Source organism: Glaciihabitans sp. UYNi722 (assembly GCF_040549465.1).
Lineage (GTDB): Bacteria > Actinomycetota > Actinomycetes > Actinomycetales > Microbacteriaceae > Lacisediminihabitans.
The window spans coordinates 53,265-75,690 of the sequence record NZ_JBEPTL010000008.1; the positions used below are offsets into that span (position 1 = coordinate 53,265).

Genomic DNA, 22,426 nt, shown 5'->3' on the forward strand with positions numbered 1-22,426 from the left:
AGAGGAATGATCTGAATGGACGGATCAAACGGCACGGGCGCGGGTCGATCTCCGGCTCGGGCCGAGCAACGCCAAGCCGGTTCCTCCGCGACTGCCCGGCCAACCATCAAAGAGCAGCGCAAGATGAAGCGAGCGGGAAAAGTCGCGGCTCTGAAACGGCAGCAGGCCAAAGCCGATCGCAATCGCCGTGTCGCTATCGTCCTGGGCGGGACGGTCGCTGTAGCGGCCGTTGTTGCCGTGATTGCGTTTGTGGTCCTCGGCGGGACCGCAGCCGGGCCGACCAGTACCGCCTCGATTAAAGGGGTTCAAACTTTCACTGGTGTCACTGCCAAGCACGTGGACGGGACAGTGAACTACCAACAAACACCTCCGGTCGGCGGCGACCACTCTTCCGTGCCGTTGAACTGCGCCGTGTACGCAGACCCGGTGCCCAACGAGAACGCTGTCCATTCGCTCGAGCACGGTTCCGTCTGGGTCACATACGATCCCGCGGTCATCAGCGGGGCCAACCTCGACACGCTCCGGAAGCGGATCCCCGCTACCTATGCGATTCTCTCCCCCTACCCGGGGCTCCCCACCCCTGTCGTCGCGTCAGCATGGGGAGCACAATTGAAAGTCAACAGGGTGACCGATCCGCGAATCAGCGAGTTCGTCGCGAAGTACAAGCTCGCGAAGACCGCGCCCGAACCCGGCGCCCCCTGCACCGGCGGCATCGACGGCCCCGGCAAACTGCAATAGCACTCCCAACAAATTACGCGCTATACAGCCCGCGACAGACCTAACAGTGAATTCAGGCGCCGGGTCGTAGGCTTTGGCGAATGACCAACCCGGTGTCGCGCCGATCGCCCGCGAAATGGCGTTGGATTGGCGCGATCGCGTTCGTGGTCCTCGTCAATCTGCTGTCTCTCGGTACACAAAGCGGCCAATGCATCGATTACGCCGCGGGGTCGGGAGCGGAAAGCATTTGTTCGAGCGGGCCTGCCATCGGAATTGCGGGCGCCTGGGCTGTGGGGATTCTGAGTTTGTTTGCCGTGGCTTACTTCATCTATAAATTGGGCAGGTCGTTGCACGCCCGGTGAGTACCGGAACCGCCGTGTCGCGCCACCACAATTCAGAGAACGGGCGAATCCCTATCTCCGTGGGCGGAACGGCCAGCGCTGCAGATCTGCGGTCAGGCCATCCAACGGCCAAGCCTGTGGACCGCGCTATAAATTGGGAATGCCGATCGAATGTGGCGAAGCCCGGCAAACACCCGCACTGTGCGCGCGAAGTGCGCCATTTTGGTGCACTGGCTTTGTCGCATTGTCAGGTGACGGTGAGTTGGGTGTACATTCCAGCGGCGTAGTGGCCGGGGAGATTGCAGACCAACTCATACCGGCCCGGCGCCAGCGTAACGCTCACCCAGCCTGAGGCTCCGGGCAGGATGCCTTGACCCGCGCCTTCTCCGCAGGTCTTGGATGCCTCCCCCAGACTGCCCGCCTCGTCGATCTTCCCGTCGCCGCCAAAGGGCTGGGTTCCGACAATTTGAGATTCGGGAAGGGGAAGGACAACCAGTTCGTGGGTGACGCTGCCCCCGTTGGTCACAAGAAATGACACAGACCCATGTCGGACTGTGGCACGGTCTGCGGTCAACCCCATGGCACCGCCAGACATCAGCCCACCGCCGCCGCCCATCATGGAGCCACCCATGTTCGTCAGGGAGACGTTCACGACCGTTCCAGAAAGGTTCGGCACCGTGCACGCCCCAACCGGTGATCCGGGCCCGCCACGGGTCAACCCGCCTCCCAGCACACCCACCGCCACAATCGACGACCCGGCGAGGAGCACCGTGGCCAGAATTCCGACGATCACCCACACCCGGGACGACCACTGTCTGACAGATGTCATTCCGGTCGCCGAAGCGCGGTGCGGCGGGCAAGATATTCGGTTTCATCAATCTCACCGCGGGCGAAACGCTCGTGCAGAATGCGCTCCGCCTCATGGTGGGAAGGGCGCGCACTGGTCGCCCCCGGGTCGGAGTGTGAGCGCCGAAGAAGGACGATAATTACGGCGACTACGCCTCCCCAGAACACAACCATCAACACTGCCATCGCGATCCAGCCGCCCATTCCCCAACTGTCGCCACCATATCCATACATAGCAAAACCTCCATTTACGTGAAAGGTAACCCCCCTGACGAGCGCCAATAGGGCACTAAGTCCTCACAGTGCGGTCGGGCTCACGCGGGAATTGCCCAATTTCAATCGATTATGGGCGAGTTCGACAATGTCAAAAATGGAACGCAGTCCGGAGCTGCCGGGTGCGCGTCGGCTACGACGTTCACACGGATCTACATCCGATTCGGCGCATCCCCCACCACGGTATGACTGAGGTCGGGATCAGGGCTCTCTTTTTTCCCCACAGTCGGGGCCGCGTGGCAATAGGACCTCCGGCCCTCGCGGGGACCGGAGGAAATAGGCAGGATTCTGGTATTGAAAAGGTCGTAATTGGGATTGATGGAAAGCGGGCGAGCCAGGTAGCAGTGGACTGGGTCATCGAGCGCGCACAACGATCCCCACTACAGGTGACCCTGCTCACGGCGGTGGACCCACTCGTCTCGGACTCCACTGACTGCTTGGCGATGAAGGCCGCCTATCAGCGTATTCGCGGAGCGTCGCCGGGCACAGTGGTCGACAGTGTGCCGGGCGGTCAACCTATGCTGGAGGGGCTAGCGGAACGGTCGAAGAATGCCGACTTGTTGGTGGTCGGCTCCCACCCGCACCGCTCGGTGCGCGCAGTGCTATCCGGCAGTCTTTCGGCCGAGTTGGTCAGCCGGGCTGGCTGTGCCCTGGTGGTGGTTCCCGACGACTGGACGCCCGGCGGAACGGCGATCCTCGTCGGCGTTGATGACGACGACAGTTCCGATGAGGCTGTGGCATTTGCTGCGGCGCAGGCAAAGTCTGATGATAAGGAACTGGTGTTGGTGCACTCGTGGCGTCCTCCCAGTGTGGGACTTGAAGGGATGGCTGGTTTCGTGGTCGACCCTGAGTATCTTGAGCAGGATCACCGCGCGCGGCTGGCACAGGTCATAGTCGGTCTGGAACGGCAGGAGCTGAAGGTTCGCGGTGTCACTGAGCTCGGACCGATCGGAGTCGTACTGGAATCCCAGCTGAGCGATGCTGCGCTGCTCGTCCTCGGTAGCCACGGTCATGAGTCGATCCTCGGAGGGCTGCTTGGATCAACAATCCAACATCTGCTCCACTACGGCAGCGTACCCATCGCCATAGTTCGAAACGGCTCGCGTTGGGCGAGTTCCGGCCAATAGCGGACGCGCGTTCACTCCTTCGGCTCACGATTGGTGCCGGCGCCCTGAGAAAAACTGGCCTCAGTCACCCTCCCCAGACTTGGGCACCGGTTCGCCTGGCAGCACCTTTGGGAACCTCCGTATGCAAGACTCGGCTCCACCGATCATCAGCTATGGGATGTGACATCGTGCAAAAGACTTCGTTGACCGCCCTCGCAAGGGCCGAACTGAATACGGCTCGCATTGTTTCCAGCGGCAGGAGCGCAAAGACCGTCTATGGCGGACATGAACATCTATTACGCCAAACGGTCATCGCGCTGAGAGCAAATCAGAGGTTGGCCGAACATGAGAACCCGGGAGAAGCAACTGTGCAGGTGTTGCATGGTCGGATAGTTCTCGCCGCCGGAGACGAGTCTTGGTCGGGCTGGACGGGAGATCTCATCATTGTTCCCGATGCCCCGCATTCGTTGACAGCGATCGAGGATTCGACCGTATTGCTTACCGTCGTGAAGCACCGGTGATCACAGGTCGATGATCTTTGCCCTCGCACCGAGCTCGAGGAGTTGGGCTACGGCTTCTGCGCCAAGTCGGGTGATTGGCCCGGCCTATTCGTTGGATCCCTTCGATCGACTCGCGCAGCAAGAGTCGGTCGATAACGATCGGCCACGGAATCGCCATTGACAGTGCTTGCTACAGCGAGCACACTTAGCTCGTCGCTCTGGTCCTCGGTGCCGTTTGAAAAATCGGATCGGGGACTCTGTGGTTAAAGAATTGCTTCCGCTACAAGGGCTTTGCCGAGACATAAAGGCACCGGAGCACGCGTGCGATCAGCCTATTCGCTGCGCGCAGTCGATTCGCCAGCCCTCCCGTCGTCAAATAGACACCCAGCGTCGGCCACCGTTCACGAGCAGGTCTGCCAAAGGTACAGGACTTAGGTCCCCAGAAGGCCTTATGCACCGCCGCTACCGTTTGTGGACAGCGGAGGAAACCGATCTCCGACACCGTCCCCTCTCAGAAGAGTCCGCACATGCCACCCGATGACCGCATAATCCTCGTGACGGGTTCCAACGGCCGGATCGGCGAAGCTGTGATGCGACGTTTTTCCGGGCGTTTCGCGTCGGTTGTTGGTACGGACCGTTCGGCACCGGCGCCGTTGCCGGGCTGTGTCTACGTGCCGATCGAGGTCACCTCTGACGATAGCGTGCGTGAGGGTTTGACGGCGATCCGTGAGCACCACGGCAACCGGATTGCCTCCGTCATCCATTTGGCCGCCTACTATGACTTCTTCGGCCAGCCCAGCCCGAAGTACGAGGACATCACGGTGTCCGGAACACGGCGGATGCTCGCCGCGTTACGCGAACTGGATTTCGAAGTCGAACAATTCATGTTCTCCAGCACGATGCTCGTTCACCGGCCGACCGAGCCTGGCGTCTTCATCAACGAAGACTCGCCGATCGAGGCCACCTGGGCGTACCCGAAGTCGAAAGTCCGCACGGAACAGGTGATTCGTGATGGGCGGGGAGCGATCCCCGCGGTGTTGATGCGGATCGCTGGTGTCTACGACGACGGCGGTCATTCGATTCCTATTGCAGGTCAAATCAAACGCATCCAGGAGCGTCAGTTCACCAGCCACTTCTACTCCGGCAGTACCGCCCATGCCCAAGCATTCGTGCACATGGACGACCTCGTGGATGCGATCGAACAGGCGGTCGACCGCCGTGCCGAACTGCCGGCCGAGTTCGCAGTCCTCATTGGGGAGCCGGATGCGCTGAGCTACGACGAGCTGCAACACACCATCGCCCGATTGGTCCTGGGTCGGTCTGGCGAAACGATCTCTATCCCGACGTTTCTCGCACCCTTCTCCAAACTGGGTGCCTTCATTTTGGAGCACCTGCCGGGCGCTGACCCGTTCCTGCGTCCCTGGATGATCGACCGCGCAAACGATCACTACGCCCTCGACATCAGCCGTGCGCGCGACCTGCTCGGCTGGAACCCGAAACGCTCGTTGCGCGACACACTGCCCATCATCATCGCCGGGCTGAGAGCAGACCGCTTGCGCTGGTACAAAGAAAACGGTTTGAAAGCGAAATTGTCACGAACCGAAAGAGCTACCCTCATGTCCCCGAAGGCGGCCCCATGAAAATGGCAGACGCTCCCGGATCAGGCGAAAGCCCAACAGGACGGGAAGACGCGGGCATCGGCAACAATGCGGGTGCCCCGAGTATCGGTATCAAGTCGGTGGATTCGCATGACGTAAGGGATGCCCCGTCCGACATGGCCATGTCGTCAGCCGACGCGGTTTCACCACCAGCCGGCCGCATAAAGGGCATCGGGTACTATTTCGTTCTTATCGTCCTTGGTGCGTGGTTGGCGACCAGCCCGGCGACATTCGACTACAACGACAAAGCGTTGGCGCTGAATGACATCATTTGTGGCGTCCTGATTGCTGGGCTCGCCATTCTCTTCCTCACCCGACGGTGGAGTTGGGCACCGTGGGCGAGCACCTTCGTAGGTCTCTGGCTCCTGCTGGCACCCCTCATTTTCAGAGCCCCCACGGCGGGCAGCTACATTAACGACACCCTTACCGGCATCCTTGTCGTTACATTCGTGCTTCTCCTGCCGGGTTCGCCGGGCATGCGAATGCAGCCCGGTTCTGACATTCCGCCGGGCTGGTCGTACAACCCGTCATCCTGGTCCCAGCGCGGAATCATCATCGCCCTCGCTGTCATCAATGTGTTGCTCTCCCGTTACCTCACCGCCTACCAGCTGGGCTATGCGCACACCATCTGGGACCCCTTCTTCTCCCCGGGAACCCATGCGGTGTTGACGTCCCGGTTGTCGAAGTCGTTCCCCATCTCCGACGCAGGTCTGGGAACAGTGTCTTACATCATCGAACTGCTCATGGGGTTCATGGGGGGGCGGTCACGGTGGCGGACGATGCCGTGGATGGTTCTGATCTTCGGTGTGTTAGTTATTCCGGTCGGCATCATCAGCATTCTGCTGATCATGATGCAACCGGTATCTGTCGGACAGTGGTGCACCGCCTGCCTCCTTACCGCCTTGTCGATGCTGGTGATGGTTGCGCTGACGCTGAACGAGGTGGTCGCGATGGGGATGTTCCTCCTGGCCGCGCACCGAGAAGGCCAATCCGTCTGGCAGGTCTTCTGGCAGGGCGGCACCCTCACCCAGGCCCCCGAAACGTCTCCCCCGACCCGCCCTGACGTGTTCTCAGCTGGCGCGATGATCTGGGGAACCGGGCTTCCGTGGAATCTAGTTCTCAGCGCAGCGCTGGGGGTATGGCTACTGGTGTCTCCGGTGGTCTTCGGCGTTCACGGGGTTGCGGCGAACAGCACCTACATTCTGGGTGCGCTGGTCATTACCATCGCGGTCATCGCAATGGCTGAGGTGGGCCGGGCGATCCGATTCGTCAACATCCTGATTGCGGTGGCCCTCATCGCCGCACCATTTGTTTTCGGCGAGCCCTCCGCGGCCGCCACCTGGAATGGTGTGCTCAGCGGCATCCTTCTTATCGGTGTGACCATTCGCCGCGGCAAGATTCGCGAGACGTATGGGGCCTGGGACCGATATGTCCGATAGCAACCGTGCTGACGCGAATCTCACCATCCGAACCACTCCCTCAACAAAGGCGGTCACATTCATGGTTACACGCGATCCCCGGAATCTTCGCTCGCGGGAACGGGACAAATCCCCCGTACCCAAGCCGAGACGACATCGTCGAACAGTCGCGTCGGCATTCCTCATCGCCGTTGCCTCGGTGATGTTGGTAGCGCAGCCGGCGTGGGCCCATGGTGGGCAGTCTGCCTCCGAGGGATACGTGATGGTGCAGCAGGCCATCAGCTATCTGGTGAACCAACCGGGTGCGACGGGCACCGCGCAAGCCCTCGTGCGAGTGGATAATGCGTTGGCGGCGAAGGACCAGGACGGTGTCGATGTTGCCACCGTGCAGCAGGCGAAGATGGATTTGAAAGCGGGCAACGTTGATGCAGCGCGCCCTCTTCTTCAGGACTCCATCAGCGCGGCCACCGCCGCTCTGAAACCCGCCACTGGTGAAGAGACCGGAACCAAGACGGTGGTTCCACCATTTCAGGGAACTGTTTCGCTGTCCGGTATGGACTGGGTTTTGCTGATCCTGTCCATGTTGGCGGCGGTGGGCGGTGCCGTTCTGGTCTACCTGCTACGCCCCAAGGAAAACCTGAGGGCGCTTACCGGCGATATTTTAGCCGCGCGCGCCCGGCTCGCAAATGAGTCCGATGCCCCCTCGAGTGGAAGAGAAGACAATGTCCGTTGACGTCAACAACAAACCGCTCACCGAACCTTCCTCCGATAACACCGACGGCGGCTGGGTTCGAAAGGCGTGGGGAGTGGTCGATGACCGGATGGGGATATCGGCCCTGGCCTACCCGGTCCCGGAGCACGCAAACCGATTCGCATGGTCGTTGGGCGGGATAACGGCAGTCAGTTTCGTTGTTCTTATCGCCACGGGCATCATCCTGGCCCAGTTCTATGCCCCCTCCCCCGAGCTTGCGAACTCATCGATCCGGAGTATCGAAACCACCGTGTGGGCTGGCAGCTTCATCCGCGGGATCCATTTCTGGGCAGCCCAAGCGATGTACGTGGCCGCGCTGCTTCACCTGATTCGAGTGTTCCTGACCGGATCCTACAAAAAGCCTCGCGAAGGAAACTGGCTCGTCGGCGTGGCAATGTTCGGACTGCTGACCTTCGCCATATTCACCGGCACCGTCCTCAAATGGGACCAGGAAGGATTCGAGGCTCTCGGCCACAATATCGAGATCGGAGCACTCCTGGGTGGGGTCGGCTTCTGGTTCTCCCCAACCTTCTCCGGCCAGCTCCCGATCCTCCTGCGACTGTACAGCGCCCACGTTGTAATCATCCCCGGGATCATTCTTGTGCTCGTCCTTCTCCATTTCCTTCTGATAAAGCGTCACCACATGTCGCCGCATCCGAGCCTCCCGGTCGGTAAATTGACCGAACAAGCCGCCGCCCTCGAACCCACAAAACCATTCACCGAACACATCCGGCGCCTGGTCACCTTCGGCATCGCCCTCGTCGGCATACTCGGTATCCTCGCCGTCCTGCTACCCGCGACGATCGGCTCTTCGCCGGTGGCAGGGATCGAGATTACGAGACCACCATGGCTGTTCTGGTGGCCATTCACCCTCGAAAACTGGTTCGGCCTGCCGGCGATCGTCTGGGGAGAAGTCGCCTTCTTCCTGATCCTCGCAGCCCTTCCTTTCGTCGACCGTAACCCGAAAAGGTGGTGGCGCAAACGCCCGGTCGCGATGACACTCGCCCTGCTCCTGTTGCTCACCTTGATCGCGCTGAGCATCATCATGATCCTCACCCCCGCTAAAAACCATTTGGGGATGTGACGGTGAGGACCAGCATGGGGACCCGACCGTCCGCGGGACGAGCCATTCGGTCCCGGTGGATCCTGATCGCCATCATGATCGTCTCCCTCGGGATCCTCTCCACCACCGTCGCATCAGCACCGAGCCCGCTCGTGGGCATCAGCTTCGCTGCCAGCGCCCTCATCTTCACCCTCGCGCTCATCCTCGCGGGACGAATCACCATCGCCCTCGAGAGAGCCCGTCGTGCTGCGCGCCCACCGATAGAGGCTGACAACTCATTCCCCATCCTGAGCAGAGTGTTTCGGCGTCAGCCTCGCCTAGCTCGACAGCCCCAGCAGCCCCGACGAAGATCAGCCCTACCCGGCATATGGCACCGCTAGTTATTGTCGGGATTGCTGGCGGTAGCACCCGGGTGATAAGGGTGGCCGATCTTCGTGAACCTGTTCGCCATCCGATCTAGCTTCACGATCCTGGCCAACCACCTCGACTCTCCTGGACCAGCGAATTCACCGCCTCCATCCAGGGTGACGAAATTACCAACAATACGACAGGGCGGGATACCGCCGGAATGGATCGAGAAAATGACAGACGCAAACTTTGACACGTTGGTAAAACTGCGTGCCAGCGACCAAACTGTCGCCAACCGAAAAAACGACATTCGAGGTCGGCGAGTAGTCGACAAAGATCACCAACCGCTCGGGAAGATCGACGCGCTGCTGCTCGATGAAAAGGAAAACAAGATTCGATTCCTTGAAGTAGCATCCGGTGGCTTCCTTGGACTTGGAGAAGCCAAATCATTCATCCCGATTGACGCGATCACGAAAATCACCGAGGACGAGGTCCACATCAGTCAGTCCGCCGACCACGTGGCCGGAGCCCCCGCCTACGATCCCGCACTCGTGAATCAAAGACATTTCTGGGAAAACACCTACGGCTACTACGGAATGATGCCATTCTGGAGCCCCGAATACACGTATCCCACATACCCCGGCGAGGACCCGCTTGCGGGTAAGTGGTATCGGTGACGTCGACTGGCTTTGTCAACCCAAGTTGCTCGCCGCGACGATCATCATGGCCGTCACCCCCGAGCCCTGCGGTGGCCTTCGGTGTCGCTGCCAGTTCCGTCGTCTTCACCTCCGCGCTGATCCTCGCCAGAAGAGTCACCATCGCCCTGGAGAGAGCACGTTATGCGGCTCCTCCGCCTGGTAGAGGACCGCGGCCCCCTCCCCTCCGTGAGCAAAATTCCCGTGGAGTCCGCCTGGCTGACGTGGAATACCCAACATTGCCGGGGTCCGGGAACCATGAAGTCGATCCCTCCTCGCTGCCGCGGCGATTGTGACGCCCCGACTTGGTCGAGCGCGCGCCAACCCGCCGGACCGGGCACCGATTCAGCGGCCGCCCGGCACGGTGTTGGCTCCACGGGCGCAGTGGGCAATCGTGGGCGGTCTCAGCGTGGTCAGCTTTCTTCTGCTGCTCGACACGACGGCTGTGTCGGTAGCGCTGCCATCCATTCAACGTCAGCTCGGCTTCGGTTTCGGCGCACTTGAATGGGTGGTCAATGTCTATACGCTGGCGATCGCCGCTTTCACCCTTCTGGCTGGCCACTTGTCCGACCGGGCCGGGGCGAAACGGGTATTCCTTTCCGGTCTGGCTATTTTCATCATCGGGTCGATCGCGTCTGGGGTCGTGTTTAACGTGGGCTTCCTCATCGCGTCGCGCGCCGTTCAGGGTCTCGGTGCGGGACTGGTCGCGCCCGCGTCCCTGGCGCTGATCGCGACCGCGTTCCCCGACCACCGCCGTGGAACCGCGTTGGGTGTGTGGGCCGGGGTCTCCGCAAGCGCATTGGGAATTGGCCCGCTCATCGGCGCCGCCATCACCGACACGCTCGGCTGGAACTGGATCTTCCTGCTCAACGTGCCGCTGGGAATCCTGGCCTGGTTGCTGGCAAAATTCATTCTCCCCAAACCGACACCACAGCCTCGTGGGGGCCGACTTGACGTCTGGGGTGTGGTGTTGTCCGGCGTCGGGTTGCTCAGTCTTCTTCTCGCCCTCAACCAAGCCAACGGAAACGGATCGACATCCACTCTTCCCCTCTTGGGCGTCAGCATTCTCCTCTTCGGGTTGTTCATTGTCCGCGAACGTCGCACCCCCAGCCCTTTGGTGGACCTCACGGTGTTCACGAACCGTATCTTCACCGGTGCGAACATTGTGACCCTGATCTCCACCGCCGTGATGTGCAGCTTGTTCTTCTTCCTCGCCCTCTACCTCCAAACCGTCGTCGGTCTCACCGCACTCCAGTCCGGCGCGACCCTGCTGCCCCTCACCCTCACCATCATCCTGATCGCCCCCCTCGCCGGTCGGCTCGGAGACAGAATCGGAAACCGCCTGCTCGTGGTGACTGGGATGGTCGTTCTCGCCCTCGGGCTCTTGGGGATGTCGCGGCTGGGTACGGGGAGCAATGTTGTGGCTCTCATGGTGTGGCTCGCCGTGACCGGTTTCGGCATCGCGCTCGCACGAACCCCCACCACCACGATGGCTCTCGGATCTGCGAAAGACGGTGCATTCGGAATCGCCGCCGGAATCTTCAACACCTTCCAAGCCGCGGGACTCGCACTGGGAATCTCACTCATGGGAGTGATCCTCACCGCATTCGGTCCAGAAGCTGCGTTCAGCCGAGAACAGTCTGTGGCCCGTCACGACGCCTTCATCACCGGATTCTCCACCGCCCTCAGCATCAACAGCGCAATCGCACTTGTCGGCGCCGCGACCGCATTCATCCTGCTACGACCCAGCCACCGGCGCGTGCCGCGCAGGAAGATCACCGCAGTTCGCTAGCCCGTTCGCTCCCGGGGAATTATCCAAGCCCACCCGATCTTTCAGATACTCCCTGTCGAGGTCAGAGCGATCTCTCCCCTCTTCTCAGCGGTCACAAGAGCTTGGCAGTGCCAGCTAAGGTGGGCGGTTTTACTGTCAGGGAAGCGCAAGCTGTGTGACCACGAGAAGCGCGCCGCCGAGGATCGCGAACGTCAGGACAGTCATCGCCACCTTGGCGCGGATGCCCGGCTGGACCGGTGGTGGTCCTGCGGGCATGGCATCTACCGGTTGACGCCCACTCGGTGCGGGGACGGGCTCTTTGCGAACCGTGAACATCCCGTGCTTCATGTGGTTGGCGACCAGCCACCAGTTGATCGGGTAGGCGAACGCGAAGCCCACGATCAGTGCCATCGACATGATGAACCAGAACTCTGGACGAGCCGGGTTATCGCCCCCCGCGATTGCCCGCATCGAGAATCGAGTCGTGAGCAGCATCCCACTCATCAGCAGGTTCATCGACAACAGCTCGGGCAGGAATGTTATCCGCAGCGACTTGGAGTATGAGCCGCCTGCCATATTGCGCATAGCGAACGCCTGAAAATACGCCCACCCGAACCCGAAGCCCATCGTGTACTCGAGGAGGAAGTCTGGCCAAAAGTTCAGGGCCAGTCCCGCACCGATGGCCGCGCCGACGATGATCCCGATCCCGTCCCCCGCGGCGCAGTGCATCGTGGAGCCCATCACCTGGCGCCACCGGACCGAGACATAGTCTTCGTGGATTCCAGAGAGCGGTTCCCGGCAGCCGAGCACGTAGAAGAACGCTCCGATCGGGCCGGTGAAGGCGACGAGGATGATGAAAGCCCACTTGATGACTGTTGCCGCCGGCGTCCGCCAGACGTCGATGGCGACGAAGAGAAAAGACGGCACGGTGAGAATCCACCACAAGAGCATGACGCCGTTGAACATTCTTAGTGTTCCAGGTGAAGATGTCCGTATCTGTGGGGATCTGAGTCGAACTTCTCGGCGCAGTTTGTGGAGCAGAGCGAGAACGTCGTTCCTTCGTGCTCCCGGGTTGCGGCGGCGGTCGTGGGGTCGATCGTCATGCCGCAGACCGGATCTGTGACGAGCGTTACGCCAGTGGACGGGTTCTCATTGTGATGTGTCACGGGACTCTCTTCTTGTTCGTGCTGATTACCAATCTCGACCACCGGGATGATGGTCGAAACCGCGGCCGGGGCGGCCACGGGGTGCGGGGTGAACCGGCGGAGCCGGCTGGAATTGGTGACGACGGACAGCGAAGACAAGGCCATGGCCAGGGCGGCGATCATCGGGCTGAGCAGCACACCGAACGCGGGATACAGCACCCCTGCGGCGACGGGGATGCCGATCAGGTTGTATCCGAACGCGAACACGAGATTCTGGCGGATGTTGCGCATGGTGGCGCGAGACAGGTCGATCGCGGTGACCAGTCCGCCTAGGTTTCCGGAGATCAGTGTGATGTCGGAGGCCTCGATGGCCACGTCCGTTCCGGTGCCGATTGCGGAGCCTACGTCGGCTTGCGCGAGCGCAGGGGCGTCGTTGATACCGTCACCGACCATCCCGACGACTCGGCCCTCGGCCTGCAGGCGCCGGACCTCGTGCGCTTTGTGCTCGGGCATGACCTCCGCGACGACGCGGGCGATTCCGACCTGGCGGGCGATGGCGGCCGCGGTGGTGCGGTTGTCGCCAGTCATCATCACCACATCGATACCGCGAGAGGCCAGGTCCGCGATCGCGGCGATCGAACCGTCCTTGATCGTGTCGGCAACACCGACGACGCCGGCAGGGTGACCGTCGACCGCGGCGAACATCGGGGTTTTGCCATCCGCCGCCAGACCTTCCAGGTCGACCGCCAGGGTCGAGACTTCGATGCCGGCGTCGGTCAGCAACCGAGCATTGCCGACGAGGACCGTTCTGCCGTTAACCTGGGCGCGCACACCTCGACCAGTGATCGACTCGAACGTGGTCGCCCGGGGGATGGTGAGCCCGCGGTCCTCGGCGCCGGACACTATCGCAGCCGCGAGCGGATGCTCGGAGTCGCGTTCGGCCGCAGCGATGAGCGCCAGCAGTTCGTTCCCGTCGAAGCCATCAGCCGGGAGCACGTCGGTCAGTATCGGGGTGCCGTTGGTGATCGTGCCGGTCTTATCCAGGACCACCGTGTTCACTTTGTGGGCGGTCTCGAGTGCTTCGGCCGAACGGATGAGGATTCCGTTGCCGGCAGCCTTACCGGTGGCAACAGTGATCGACAGCGGTGTGGCCAGACCAAGCGCACAGGGACACGCGATGATCAGCACGGCGACGGCCGCAACGAGAGCGAACACGCCTTGCGGGGGCGGGCCGGCCAGCCACCAAATGGCGAAGGTCCAGATGGCGATCGTGATGACCGCCGGAACGAAATAACTGGAGACTTTGTCGGCGAGTCGTTGGATGGGCGCTTTGGAGCCTTGGGCTTCACGAACCAGTTTGATGATCTGGGCAAGCATCGTGTCCGCGCCGACCTTGGTCGCCGCGTAACGGAACGACCCGGTCTGGTTAATCGTCGCACCGATCACCGTGTCGCCGACGGACTTGACAACCGGGATCGACTCCCCGGTGATCATCGATTCGTCGACCGGAGAGGTTCCTTCAGTAACCTGCCCATCGACGGGGAGCTTCTCGCCAGGGCGGATGACGATGATGTCACCGGTAACGACGTCGCCGACGGGGACCTCGGCCTCCTCACCCCCGCGGACGATCCGTGCAGTGCGCGGTTGCAAGCCAATCAGGGTGCGGATCGCATCCCCCGTGCCAGCCTTGGCCCGTGTCTCCAGAAGGCGACCGAGAAGGATGAGCGTGAGGATGACGCCGACCGCCTCAAAATAGACCCCCCGCGCCCCCACGGGCAGCAGCCAAGGAAAGAACGTGGCCACCAGACTGAACCCGTACGCGGAAATCGTGCCGAGCGTGACCAGCGAATTCATTTCGGCCGCCCGGTGGGTCAACGCCAACCAACCGGTGCGGTGGATCGGCCAGCCCGTATAGAACATCACCGGAGTGATCAGCGCGAACTGGAACCACGGTGCAAGCAGCAGAGCCGGCACCCAGATGGCACCAAACAGGTCGTGAGCCATCACCGCGAGGAACACTGGCGCCGTCAGCACAGTCCCGACGATCACCCGGCGGAGCAGGTCCGCGATCTCCCTGGCATGCTCGGCCGCCTCTATGTCGCCCTCGTCTTCACTGGGAGACGTGGGGAGGTCACCGGGATGACCAGAGCTCACGGTGGTGGTGTTCATCGTGGTGCTTGGGGCTTCGAGCAACGCGGTCGAAGCCCGCATCCCGTCAGCCGATCCGGCAACGACCTTGACCGTGCCGTGCAGCATGTTCATCCCGCACGCGAAGCCGAATTCCCCGACCTTAGCTGGAACGAACTCGACGGCAGTGGTTGTGTTCGCCGGCAGACTCTGGTTCACCTTGAAGTCGGGAAAGACCACGCGCGACGAGCAGTCACCAGTCTCCTGCCGGTCGAACAGTAGGCGCAGCGGCACGCCCTGCACCACCTCGACGACGCTCGGGGAATAGCCGCCCTTGACCGTGATCGTCTGCACCTGAACATCCCCATCGACGACTGCGCGCCTCGCCGTGCGCGGCGCGAAAAAATACCATCCCAGCAGGGCGGTCAACACTGCAGCACCAACAACGACGATCACATTCACAGCGACACTCCCCTACTTTTACGAGCGGCTCGCGCCGACAATCTATGTCCGACTATACCCCCTAGGGGTATAGTCGGACTTTCCTTGACGCGAAGAGCTTCCCGGCACGCCTCGGTTACGGCGTTCAACTCTCCGGCCCACTCTCAACCGTTCGATGCCCTGACGATGCCCTGACGATGCTCGCGATGGTGTCGTTCAGCGTCCTGTCGAAGTCCTCATCGCTCTGCTGTGCGGTGAGCCCTTCGAGGAGCGCACGGGAGAAACTGGCGATGACCCCGTGATTTCGAGCCAGATACTCGTTCGCTACCTGCCTGCTATAGCCCCCGGAGAGCGCAAGTACGCGAAGAACATTGCGATGCGCGACCACCAGTCGGTAGAGGTCGTCGGTTTCCGGAAGAGTCAGCTTCAACATGACTAGCTGGTCAGCATCGAGTTGGTCGAGCTCTTCGAGTAGCGCGACCGAGAGGACCTCTTCTGCTTCCCGCTTGGCCGGGCTATGAATGTCGATCTCAATTTCGATGATAGGCACCAGGCCGACCGCCAGTAGCTGCCGCGCGACAGCGAACTGTTGTTCGACGACGGCGCGCAGCCCAGCACCGGGCAGCAGGACGAACGATCGCATCTTGGTGCCGAACATGCCGTGGTCGCGGGCACGATCCAAAAGGTGGGAAAGCCGCGGAATGGGCTTCATTGTCTGAGCACCGTCGCTCTCGTCAGCCAGCCCCTTGTCGATTTTGAGGAACGGCACGATCTTTTTGACATCCCACAAATATTCGGCAGCGGGACGGCCACCGATCCAGCGGTCCATTGTGCCCTCGAACAGGATCGCGCCGAGTACTCGTTCCCCGTTGAAGCTCGGGCTGGTGACAATCCGAGTGCGCACCTCATGCACCAGGTCAAACATCTCCTTCTCGCTCCAATATGTGCTCTCCGGGATGCCGAAACGGGCGAGCGCTTGGGGTGTGCTCCCCCCGCTCTGATCGAGCGCGGCGATCATTCCCATACCGGTGGCGATCTTCTCGAGCTGTTCGGTGTTCATCGTGTCCTCTTTGTGGCGACGTGCAGGGTTTGAATGCGCCGATCGTTCGAAGCCCACGCAAGACAGTCGGTTGGCCTCACCCACGAACTCATCGGCGGGACTCATCGGCGAAAATTCATATCCCAAACGTGGCCCGGACACATCAACAGCGTTGAGGAGTTTCAGACCACGTCCACGAGGAGTCAGAATGCGGCGTCGATGTCAACGATGTCGATGACTTTCTTGTTGATGAACTCTTGGATACCCAGATTGGTCAACTCGTGGCCGTATCCGGAGTGCTTGATACCACCGAATGGAATATCCGCTTTGACCATCGTCGGGTGGTTCACATAGACCATCCCGGTGTTTATTTTCCTCGCCACTTTCTCCCCGCGTTTGGTGTCCTTCGTGAACACTGAACCTCCCAGGCCAAAAGGGGAATCGTTCGCGACCGCGATTGCCTCGGCCTCGTCTTTGACGCGGATGACGATGGAGACCGGTCCGAAGAATTCTTCGTAATAGGACGGACTCTTCGAGTCCATCCCGGTGAGGATTGTGGGTTGAAAAAAGGCCCCCGTCGATGGCACCGGGTCGCCGAGAGTCTCGGCTTCCGCTCCGTCCGCTACCGCCTCTTTGACCTGGGCGGTGAGCTTGTCGGCCGCGCCTTGAGAGGACAACGGTGCGAGGGTCGTCTTTCGGTCCATGGGGTCGCCCGTTTTCAGCGCAGCGACCCCGGCACGATATTTTGCGAGGAATTCGTCGAATACCTCATCGACTACGATCATTCGCTTCGACGAGACGCACACCTGCCCGGCATTCCAGTGTCGCCCGAATACCGCCCACTCGACCGTTTTATCCATGTCCGCGTCTTCCAACACCACGAACGCGTCCGAGCCGCCCAACTCGAGGGTGCTCTTCTTCACCGCTTTCGCCGCATAGGCGGCGATGATTGAACCCGCTTCCTCACTGCCCGTGAGAGCGACGCCACGAACCCGCGGGTCATCGATCACGTACTCGGTAAGGTCGTGCGGCAGGTACAGGTTCTTGAACGCACCGGCAGGAAGTCCCGCGCGTGTGAACAGATCGTCGAACATGGCAGCGGCCTGCGGCACGTTGCTCGCATGCTTGAGGAGGATCGTGTTGCCAGCCAGCAGCTGAGGTCCTGCGACGCGGACGACCTGGTAGTACGGGAAGTTCCACGGCTCAATTGACAAGAGCACACCGAGAGGCTGGTTCACGATCTCCACCTCACCCTCCGCTGCGTAGGCGACCGGGACTTTCTCCGTCTGAATCAGCGACTCACCTCGGTCGGCATAGTACTGAAGGATGTCCGCCGAAAGGTCGACTTCAGCCTCGGCTTCTGCGATCACTTTGCCCATCTCCAGAGTCAGCAACTCCGCATAACGTCGCTTGTCCGCTCGGAGCAGTTCTGCCGCTGTGGACAGCACCGCCGTTCGGGCGGAAAAAGGGGTGTCCCGCCAGGAAAGGAAGGCCTCGTGCGCCGCAGCTATGGCTGCATCGACTTCCTCCTTTGTCGCATCCGGGAACGTCGCAACAGTTTCATTCGTATACGGGTTGACCGTCTGGTAAGACATTTCACAAAACCTTCCTCGGCAGTTCGTGCCTGCACCTCCAACTCTCGTAGCGCCCGCTCAGCCGCGATAGGGTCATTGGTCCTCTCCCCGCTCGATTGCGGGAAAGCACTGCCAAGTCCGCAGCAGCTACACCTGGTTCTCGTCCGCGCTCATGCCGCGCTCGGCCGCGGGCGTCGATCCGAATTCGTCATGAATCAGTCGCGAAAGTGCAACAGCCGCACTGGTACTTTGCGCCTCGGCGATAGCCCCTCTTTCTCCTTCCAATTCGCAATTGAAGCGATTGTCGATCCCCCTCGGCATCAAAGGCCGACTCGCTGAAACCGGTTGGTTGAGCCAATTAGCGCCCGAAACACCGTCGCGGTTTCCCACCGCTACGCTCGGGAGATCCGCTTGTCGCCCGCGATGTCGTCTCCCCATCGACCTCCCCCAGAAAACTCTTGGGTTGTTGACAGATCCGGGGAGGCGGACGTATGTTCGCCCCGTGGCTCCGGTCCTCGGCCCCAACTGATTCGCTTAACAGCTGAGGAGACAAAATGGCCACGGAAAAATATTCAAAGCTCGTAAAACTCGGCGATATCGGTGAAACAGTAGCCGATCCAAATCAGGACATTCGCGGACGGAAGGTCATCGACAAAGATGGACTCGAGCTAGGGAAAATTGACGCACTGCTCATCGACGACACAGAGCGGAAGATCCGATTCCTTCGAGTCGAAACCGGGGGCTTTCTCGGGATCGGTGAGAAAACATCGTTAATACCTGTCGATGCTATAACCGCGATCAGTGACGACGAAGTGCGTATCGACCAGACAGGCAGCACGGTTACCGCGGCTCCGGCATACGACCCGGAACTCGTCGACGAACGAAAAGTCTACGAGAACATCTACAACCACTACGGATACTTGCCCTTCTGGGGAGATGGCTACCAAAACCCCGCATTTCCATATCCGCACTACCGGGTCGGTGGTGGCTTGGCGGAAGGTGACGAAGTCCGCTAAACCGGTTATGCCGTCACCAGTCACGGGAGTACTCAGCGGGGTCCGCAGTTACAGCGCGAAAATTTGGTGACGTCCCTTTGAGCGGTGTAGTTTCGCTTCACCGTGTGGGGTCAGTGGTTTTAGCTTAGGCGGCGGTCAGTTCGGGCAGTGTTGTCACCTCCTGAATGGTCGTTGTCGGGTTGTTCATGGTCTTCAGCTCGAGCATCGAGGACTCGGAGAAGTAGCGGCGGTCGCCGGCCTCCCACTCGTCATGCTGCTCGATGAGGACCGCGCCAGCGAGGCGGAGCAAGGCAGCAGGGTTGGGGAACACGATCGACAACACCATCGGTATATCCAACGGGGGTCGGACATGTGCCGTGATGGTGTACCGATGCATGAGACCTAACGGGACTCAAACAATTCAATTACAGGGGTCAGCAGCAAAAACTGCCATGTACCGATGCATCCTGGTGTACCGATCGGTAACTGCCTCAAACAAACAATCACGCTGGTCAGAGGTGATATTGAGTAGAAGATAATCAATTTGGCTGGCATGATCTACCTCTTATCAAACAATACAGAGGTGGGTCTTACCCCGGAAGCGCTGAGGAAACTGGCACAGGAACGGGAGCCTCAGATCGTAGAAAAAGAGCTACCGGCTTACCAAATTCATCGCCTCGAACGCCGACTGAGTGCTGAACAAGTTGAAGAAATCGTGCTCCGTTACAGTGCTAGGGAAAGTACTCGATCACTGGCCAAGGAATTCAACGTCGCACCTTCCGCTCTGATTCGTTTGTTACGCGAGCGGAATGTCGTCGTGCGCCAACAAGTCGTCACGGCCGAACAAGAGACAACCATGGCTCGAGAGTATGAAGCTGGTGCCACGATGGCTGAGCTAGAGCAGGAGCATGAGCTGTCACATGGTGCGGTACTTCGAGCATTGCACCGATCTGGTGTGGAGATGCGAGCGAAGGCGCCACGACGGAAGTCAGTGTGATCGGCGGCGACCAGCTTTCTTTGCCTTCGCAAGAAGTTTGCTGTCAACATCGTGCCACTCGAGGTTTAGTAGCGCACGCGCAAGTCGGTAGTGATCAACTTTGGGACGAGCGACGCCAGTGTTCCGCAGTGACCGATACTTGCCTACAATCTGTTGGACTGATCCGTTCGTTTCACGGTATGCGTCAATGATCTGATTCGGTGTCCCATCGATGGCAGCGCGGAGCGAAACGTAGGCTAAGCCGGCTTTCTGCGGCAACGACGGGAACGTTTTCGTCATCTCAGCTCGATGGGTCAACGCCTCTTTTTCGGTGAGCGGAATCGACAGTGCGTAGTAGTCGTGGAAGGTGAGTTTCGGAATATGAGCTGCTCAGCATGCACCTCTGCTGCGAGAACGCAAGAACGAACACGAGGACTTGCGATTCAGCTACTGAGCGTCTTGACGTCTCCGAGCAATCTGCGAAGGTGATCGTCCGACATATCCAAGATTGGTTCGTACATAAATGAATTGACGTGGATCTGTTCCGGAGTCATCAAGACGACTTTCTCGAGAATATGAATCGCGTGCACCTTAGCCGGAAAGTCCTTTTTGAATCTGCTAAATAACTTTCCGGTTTGGCTACTGTTCAGGCCAGCGACAAATGTTGGATCGTTGATTTGAGTCGCCATGAACTTTTCCGCTAGGAGCCTTATGGCCATAGACAAGAGGATCTTGTTCTCAAAGTTGATGCTTGTATCGGCAGCGACACAATGATCGGCGCACTTGTGAATCGCATCAAGTACTAACTCACTCGGAGTTAGCCATCCAACGCTCCCGCCAAATAGATTGGAAAAAGCGATATCAAGATCGGCTTGAGTTAGCGTGGCAGTGTCATCCTTCCAATGAAGGAGACTCGTGAGCTTTAGATAGTCGGGGTCAGAATCTCCACGCGTGTACTCGAGAAGATTCCGCATAAATGGGATTGATGCGATGCGTTTCATTAGATCGTCGAAAAAGTGGGGTTTGAGGTCGTTGATGAACGGATTCTTTATACCTGCGGCCGGCGCGAGACCGACGCCGTCATCATTTCGGCTTGCCATGAAGCATTGGTTATAGGGGACGAACCGGCTCTCTAGCGTTCGGAAGAAATCGAAGTTGTGGGTCAACATAACCAGGCGGAAGTTTCCTACTTCTGAAATGTCCTTCAGGTACTGAATAATCGCATACTTGTTCTTGTAGTCAAACGAGTCTGCAATGTCGTCAACGATGAAAAGCGTCTCCCCTGCGGAGCCCTTTCTTCTCTGAACTTCGAACAGCACATTCAGGATGTAAAGTGCCTTCTTTTCACCTGTACTCAGGACCTGAAGAAGATCGCTTCGCTCAACGGGTGCGTGATCATCACCGTCGTTGAATTCAAAGCCAAGTTGCGGGATTGATTCCTGCCCCAGCACAACTCGGGTTTTGTTCTTGATGGTTAATGTGAACGGCACAAAAAATCGGTCGTTGAAGATCTTGATTACTTCTTCCCATTGACCACTCTGCTTGGCCGCTTCCTCTTCGATGGCCTTCTTGCGTGAAGCAGCATCCCTGTACTGCTTTAGGACGTTTTGATATAGAGCTTCATTGGCTTTGATGTAGGACGTCCACACTTTCTCGTTGAAGCCGTCAACATTTTCGAGTTCGGGCAGCAGCTCGATATGGCTCGCTATGTACTCGTAGAACTTGCGAGCCTCCATGTTCTTGTTGAGTTGCTTCTCCAATTCAGAGAATGTCTTTCTCAACCCTTCGTCATCGGAGATGGACTTTTTCTCGGCATCGATTAGAGCTGTCAATTCTTTTTGTGTAGAAATCTGCTCGCTCGATCCGGCGGCATTGAGCAGAATCGAGTGCTTTGCCGTGAAGAAGCCGTTGTCGCCAAGACTTTTTGTGATCGTCGCCGCGTTGTAGTAATTGAACGTTTTGCGGTTGAAGTAGGTGGATATGTCGAGCAGCTCGTTGAATCGGGCGACGTAATCGGAAAGTGCGGACCGGAATTCCAGCGTACGAAGCAGGGCCACAACCTTGTCATCAAAGACCACATCGTAAGAAAGATCGGCAAATTCAGCGTTGTCAGTTTCCAGTTCGTTCTCGATACGCAATAGCGCTTTGAAGAAGCTCTCACCGTCGCTTGTGAATGCGAGGGATATAACGCGCTCGACGTTTTTTCGTGTGGTTGCCTGTGTCTTCAAGGCGGCGATCAGTTCGGCCTTGGCTGCATGGATTGTCGCCTCAAGAGCCTCGTACTCGGTTCGAAGCACCTTGTCGACCAGAAGTGTTGAAGTGGCCTCTGTAGGGCCCATGTCCTCGTCGTAAGAAACAATCACGACCACGTCTTCACCAGCTATGGGCGTACCCCGGTCGTCATTGATGACGCGAGTACTAGTTCGATCAGGAAACATGTGATCGTTGGACTCGATGCCATGACACAGGTCTGCGAATGTACGCGCGAATGACGTTTTCATCATTCCGTTTGGTGCATAAATTGCGGCTGCATTGCTCTTCGCGAATGGAAGTACAGTCGACAGCCGGTGTATTCCGTGGCAATTAGTTAGTTCAATGTTTACTGATTTCATGCGAGGGACGCTCCGTAGTTATTCCCGGAA

Annotated in this window: 20 protein-coding genes and 1 pseudogene; 13 read left to right on the forward strand and 8 right to left on the reverse strand. The window is 59.5% G+C overall.

The genetic code is table 11. The annotated features are described in order from the left end of the window. Positions 1 to 15 precede the first annotated feature (15 nt). Positions 16 to 738: a thioredoxin-like domain-containing protein gene (locus ABIB56_RS07785; protein WP_354568575.1), complete on the forward strand. Its 723-nt coding sequence runs from the start codon at positions 16 to 18 to the stop codon at positions 736 to 738. Between the two features lie 80 nt (positions 739 to 818). Further along, complete coding sequence (locus ABIB56_RS07790; protein ID WP_354568576.1) at positions 819 to 1,079, forward strand: hypothetical protein; 261 nt, start codon at positions 819 to 821, stop codon at positions 1,077 to 1,079. A gap of 226 nt (positions 1,080 to 1,305) precedes the next feature. On the opposite strand, the gene ABIB56_RS07795 is transcribed toward ABIB56_RS07790, so the two are convergent. Next, positions 1,306 to 1,887 (reverse strand): sulfocyanin-like copper-binding protein, encoded by a 582-nt coding sequence (locus ABIB56_RS07795; protein WP_354568577.1) that lies wholly within the window; start codon positions 1,885 to 1,887, stop codon positions 1,306 to 1,308. After that, complete coding sequence (locus tag ABIB56_RS07800) at positions 1,884 to 2,138, reverse strand: SHOCT domain-containing protein (protein WP_354568578.1); 255 nt, start codon at positions 2,136 to 2,138, stop codon at positions 1,884 to 1,886. Before ABIB56_RS07800 ends, ABIB56_RS07795 begins: the two co-directional genes overlap by 4 nt. Positions 2,139 to 2,362: 224 nt before the next feature. Here ABIB56_RS07800 and ABIB56_RS07805 point away from each other — a divergent pair, with 224 nt between their 5' ends. From ABIB56_RS07805 to ABIB56_RS07845, 9 genes are all read left to right on the forward strand, one after another. After that, entirely contained in the window at positions 2,363 to 3,304 is a 942-nt protein-coding gene (locus tag ABIB56_RS07805) for a universal stress protein (protein ID WP_354568579.1), read from the forward strand. Positions 3,305 to 3,471: 167 nt separating this feature from the next. Next, the gene (locus tag ABIB56_RS07810) at positions 3,472 to 3,804 is read left to right on the forward strand and encodes a cupin domain-containing protein (RefSeq protein ID WP_354568581.1); all 333 of its coding nucleotides are present in this window, start codon (positions 3,472 to 3,474) and stop codon (positions 3,802 to 3,804) included. A gap of 506 nt (positions 3,805 to 4,310) precedes the next feature. Continuing rightward, positions 4,311 to 5,423, forward strand: a complete 1,113-nt coding sequence (locus tag ABIB56_RS07815; RefSeq protein ID WP_354568582.1) for an NAD-dependent epimerase/dehydratase family protein — start codon at positions 4,311 to 4,313, stop codon at positions 5,421 to 5,423. Then, positions 5,420 to 6,880, forward strand: a complete 1,461-nt coding sequence (locus ABIB56_RS07820) for a vitamin K epoxide reductase family protein (RefSeq protein ID WP_354568583.1) — start codon at positions 5,420 to 5,422, stop codon at positions 6,878 to 6,880. Before ABIB56_RS07815 ends, ABIB56_RS07820 begins: the two co-directional genes overlap by 4 nt. Positions 6,881 to 7,121: 241 nt before the next feature. After that, the gene (locus ABIB56_RS07825; RefSeq protein ID WP_354568584.1) at positions 7,122 to 7,592 is read left to right on the forward strand and encodes a hypothetical protein; all 471 of its coding nucleotides are present in this window, start codon (positions 7,122 to 7,124) and stop codon (positions 7,590 to 7,592) included. Beyond that, positions 7,582 to 8,694: a cytochrome b N-terminal domain-containing protein gene (locus ABIB56_RS07830; RefSeq protein ID WP_354568586.1), complete on the forward strand. Its 1,113-nt coding sequence runs from the start codon at positions 7,582 to 7,584 to the stop codon at positions 8,692 to 8,694. The genes ABIB56_RS07825 and ABIB56_RS07830 overlap by 11 nt, the downstream gene beginning before the upstream one ends. A gap of 14 nt (positions 8,695 to 8,708) precedes the next feature. Continuing rightward, the gene (locus ABIB56_RS07835; protein WP_354568587.1) at positions 8,709 to 9,053 is read left to right on the forward strand and encodes a hypothetical protein; all 345 of its coding nucleotides are present in this window, start codon (positions 8,709 to 8,711) and stop codon (positions 9,051 to 9,053) included. Positions 9,054 to 9,254: 201 nt separating this feature from the next. Beyond that, positions 9,255 to 9,698, forward strand: a complete 444-nt coding sequence (locus ABIB56_RS07840) for a PRC-barrel domain-containing protein (protein ID WP_354568589.1) — start codon at positions 9,255 to 9,257, stop codon at positions 9,696 to 9,698. Between the two features lie 412 nt (positions 9,699 to 10,110). Further along, the gene (locus tag ABIB56_RS07845; RefSeq protein ID WP_354568591.1) at positions 10,111 to 11,508 is read left to right on the forward strand and encodes an MFS transporter; all 1,398 of its coding nucleotides are present in this window, start codon (positions 10,111 to 10,113) and stop codon (positions 11,506 to 11,508) included. A 135-nt stretch (positions 11,509 to 11,643) separates the two neighbouring features. Here the strand turns inward: ABIB56_RS07845 and ABIB56_RS07850 are convergent, their stop codons facing one another. The 4 genes from ABIB56_RS07850 to ABIB56_RS07865 all read right to left on the reverse strand — a co-directional run bounded on the left by ABIB56_RS07850 (position 11,644) and on the right by ABIB56_RS07865 (position 17,834). Then, positions 11,644 to 12,453, reverse strand: a complete 810-nt coding sequence (locus ABIB56_RS07850) for a DUF4396 domain-containing protein (RefSeq protein WP_354568592.1) — start codon at positions 12,451 to 12,453, stop codon at positions 11,644 to 11,646. 2 nt (positions 12,454 to 12,455) lie between these two features. After that, positions 12,456 to 15,221 carry a heavy metal translocating P-type ATPase gene (locus ABIB56_RS07855; protein WP_354568593.1) on the reverse strand — a complete coding sequence of 922 codons (2,766 nt, stop codon included), beginning with the start codon at positions 15,219 to 15,221 and terminating at the stop codon, positions 12,456 to 12,458. Positions 15,222 to 15,345: 124 nt separating this feature from the next. Beyond that, entirely contained in the window at positions 15,346 to 16,260 is a 915-nt protein-coding gene (locus ABIB56_RS07860; RefSeq protein ID WP_354568594.1) for a fructose bisphosphate aldolase, read from the reverse strand. A gap of 182 nt (positions 16,261 to 16,442) precedes the next feature. Next, a complete protein-coding gene (locus ABIB56_RS07865) occupies positions 16,443 to 17,834 on the reverse strand; it encodes an NAD-dependent succinate-semialdehyde dehydrogenase (protein WP_354568595.1) in 1,392 nt (463 codons plus the stop codon). Positions 17,835 to 18,367: 533 nt separating this feature from the next. Between ABIB56_RS07865 and ABIB56_RS07870 the strand changes: the two genes are divergently transcribed. Continuing rightward, the gene (locus ABIB56_RS07870; protein ID WP_354568596.1) at positions 18,368 to 18,829 is read left to right on the forward strand and encodes a PRC-barrel domain-containing protein; all 462 of its coding nucleotides are present in this window, start codon (positions 18,368 to 18,370) and stop codon (positions 18,827 to 18,829) included. A 124-nt stretch (positions 18,830 to 18,953) separates the two neighbouring features. Here ABIB56_RS07870 and ABIB56_RS07875 read toward each other — a convergent pair. Next, positions 18,954 to 19,139: pseudogene (locus ABIB56_RS07875) on the reverse strand (IS256 family transposase); the annotation flags it as partial. Positions 19,140 to 19,361: 222 nt separating this feature from the next. On the opposite strand from ABIB56_RS07875, the gene ABIB56_RS07880 reads away from it, so the two are divergent. After that, positions 19,362 to 19,805, forward strand: coding sequence for a hypothetical protein (locus tag ABIB56_RS07880; RefSeq protein WP_354568597.1), 444 nt, complete (start codon positions 19,362 to 19,364; stop codon positions 19,803 to 19,805). Between the two features lie 422 nt (positions 19,806 to 20,227). Here the strand turns inward: ABIB56_RS07880 and ABIB56_RS07885 are convergent, their stop codons facing one another. Beyond that, a complete protein-coding gene (locus ABIB56_RS07885; protein WP_354568598.1) occupies positions 20,228 to 22,396 on the reverse strand; it encodes an AAA family ATPase in 2,169 nt (722 codons plus the stop codon). Between the last annotated feature and the right edge of the window lie 30 nt (positions 22,397 to 22,426).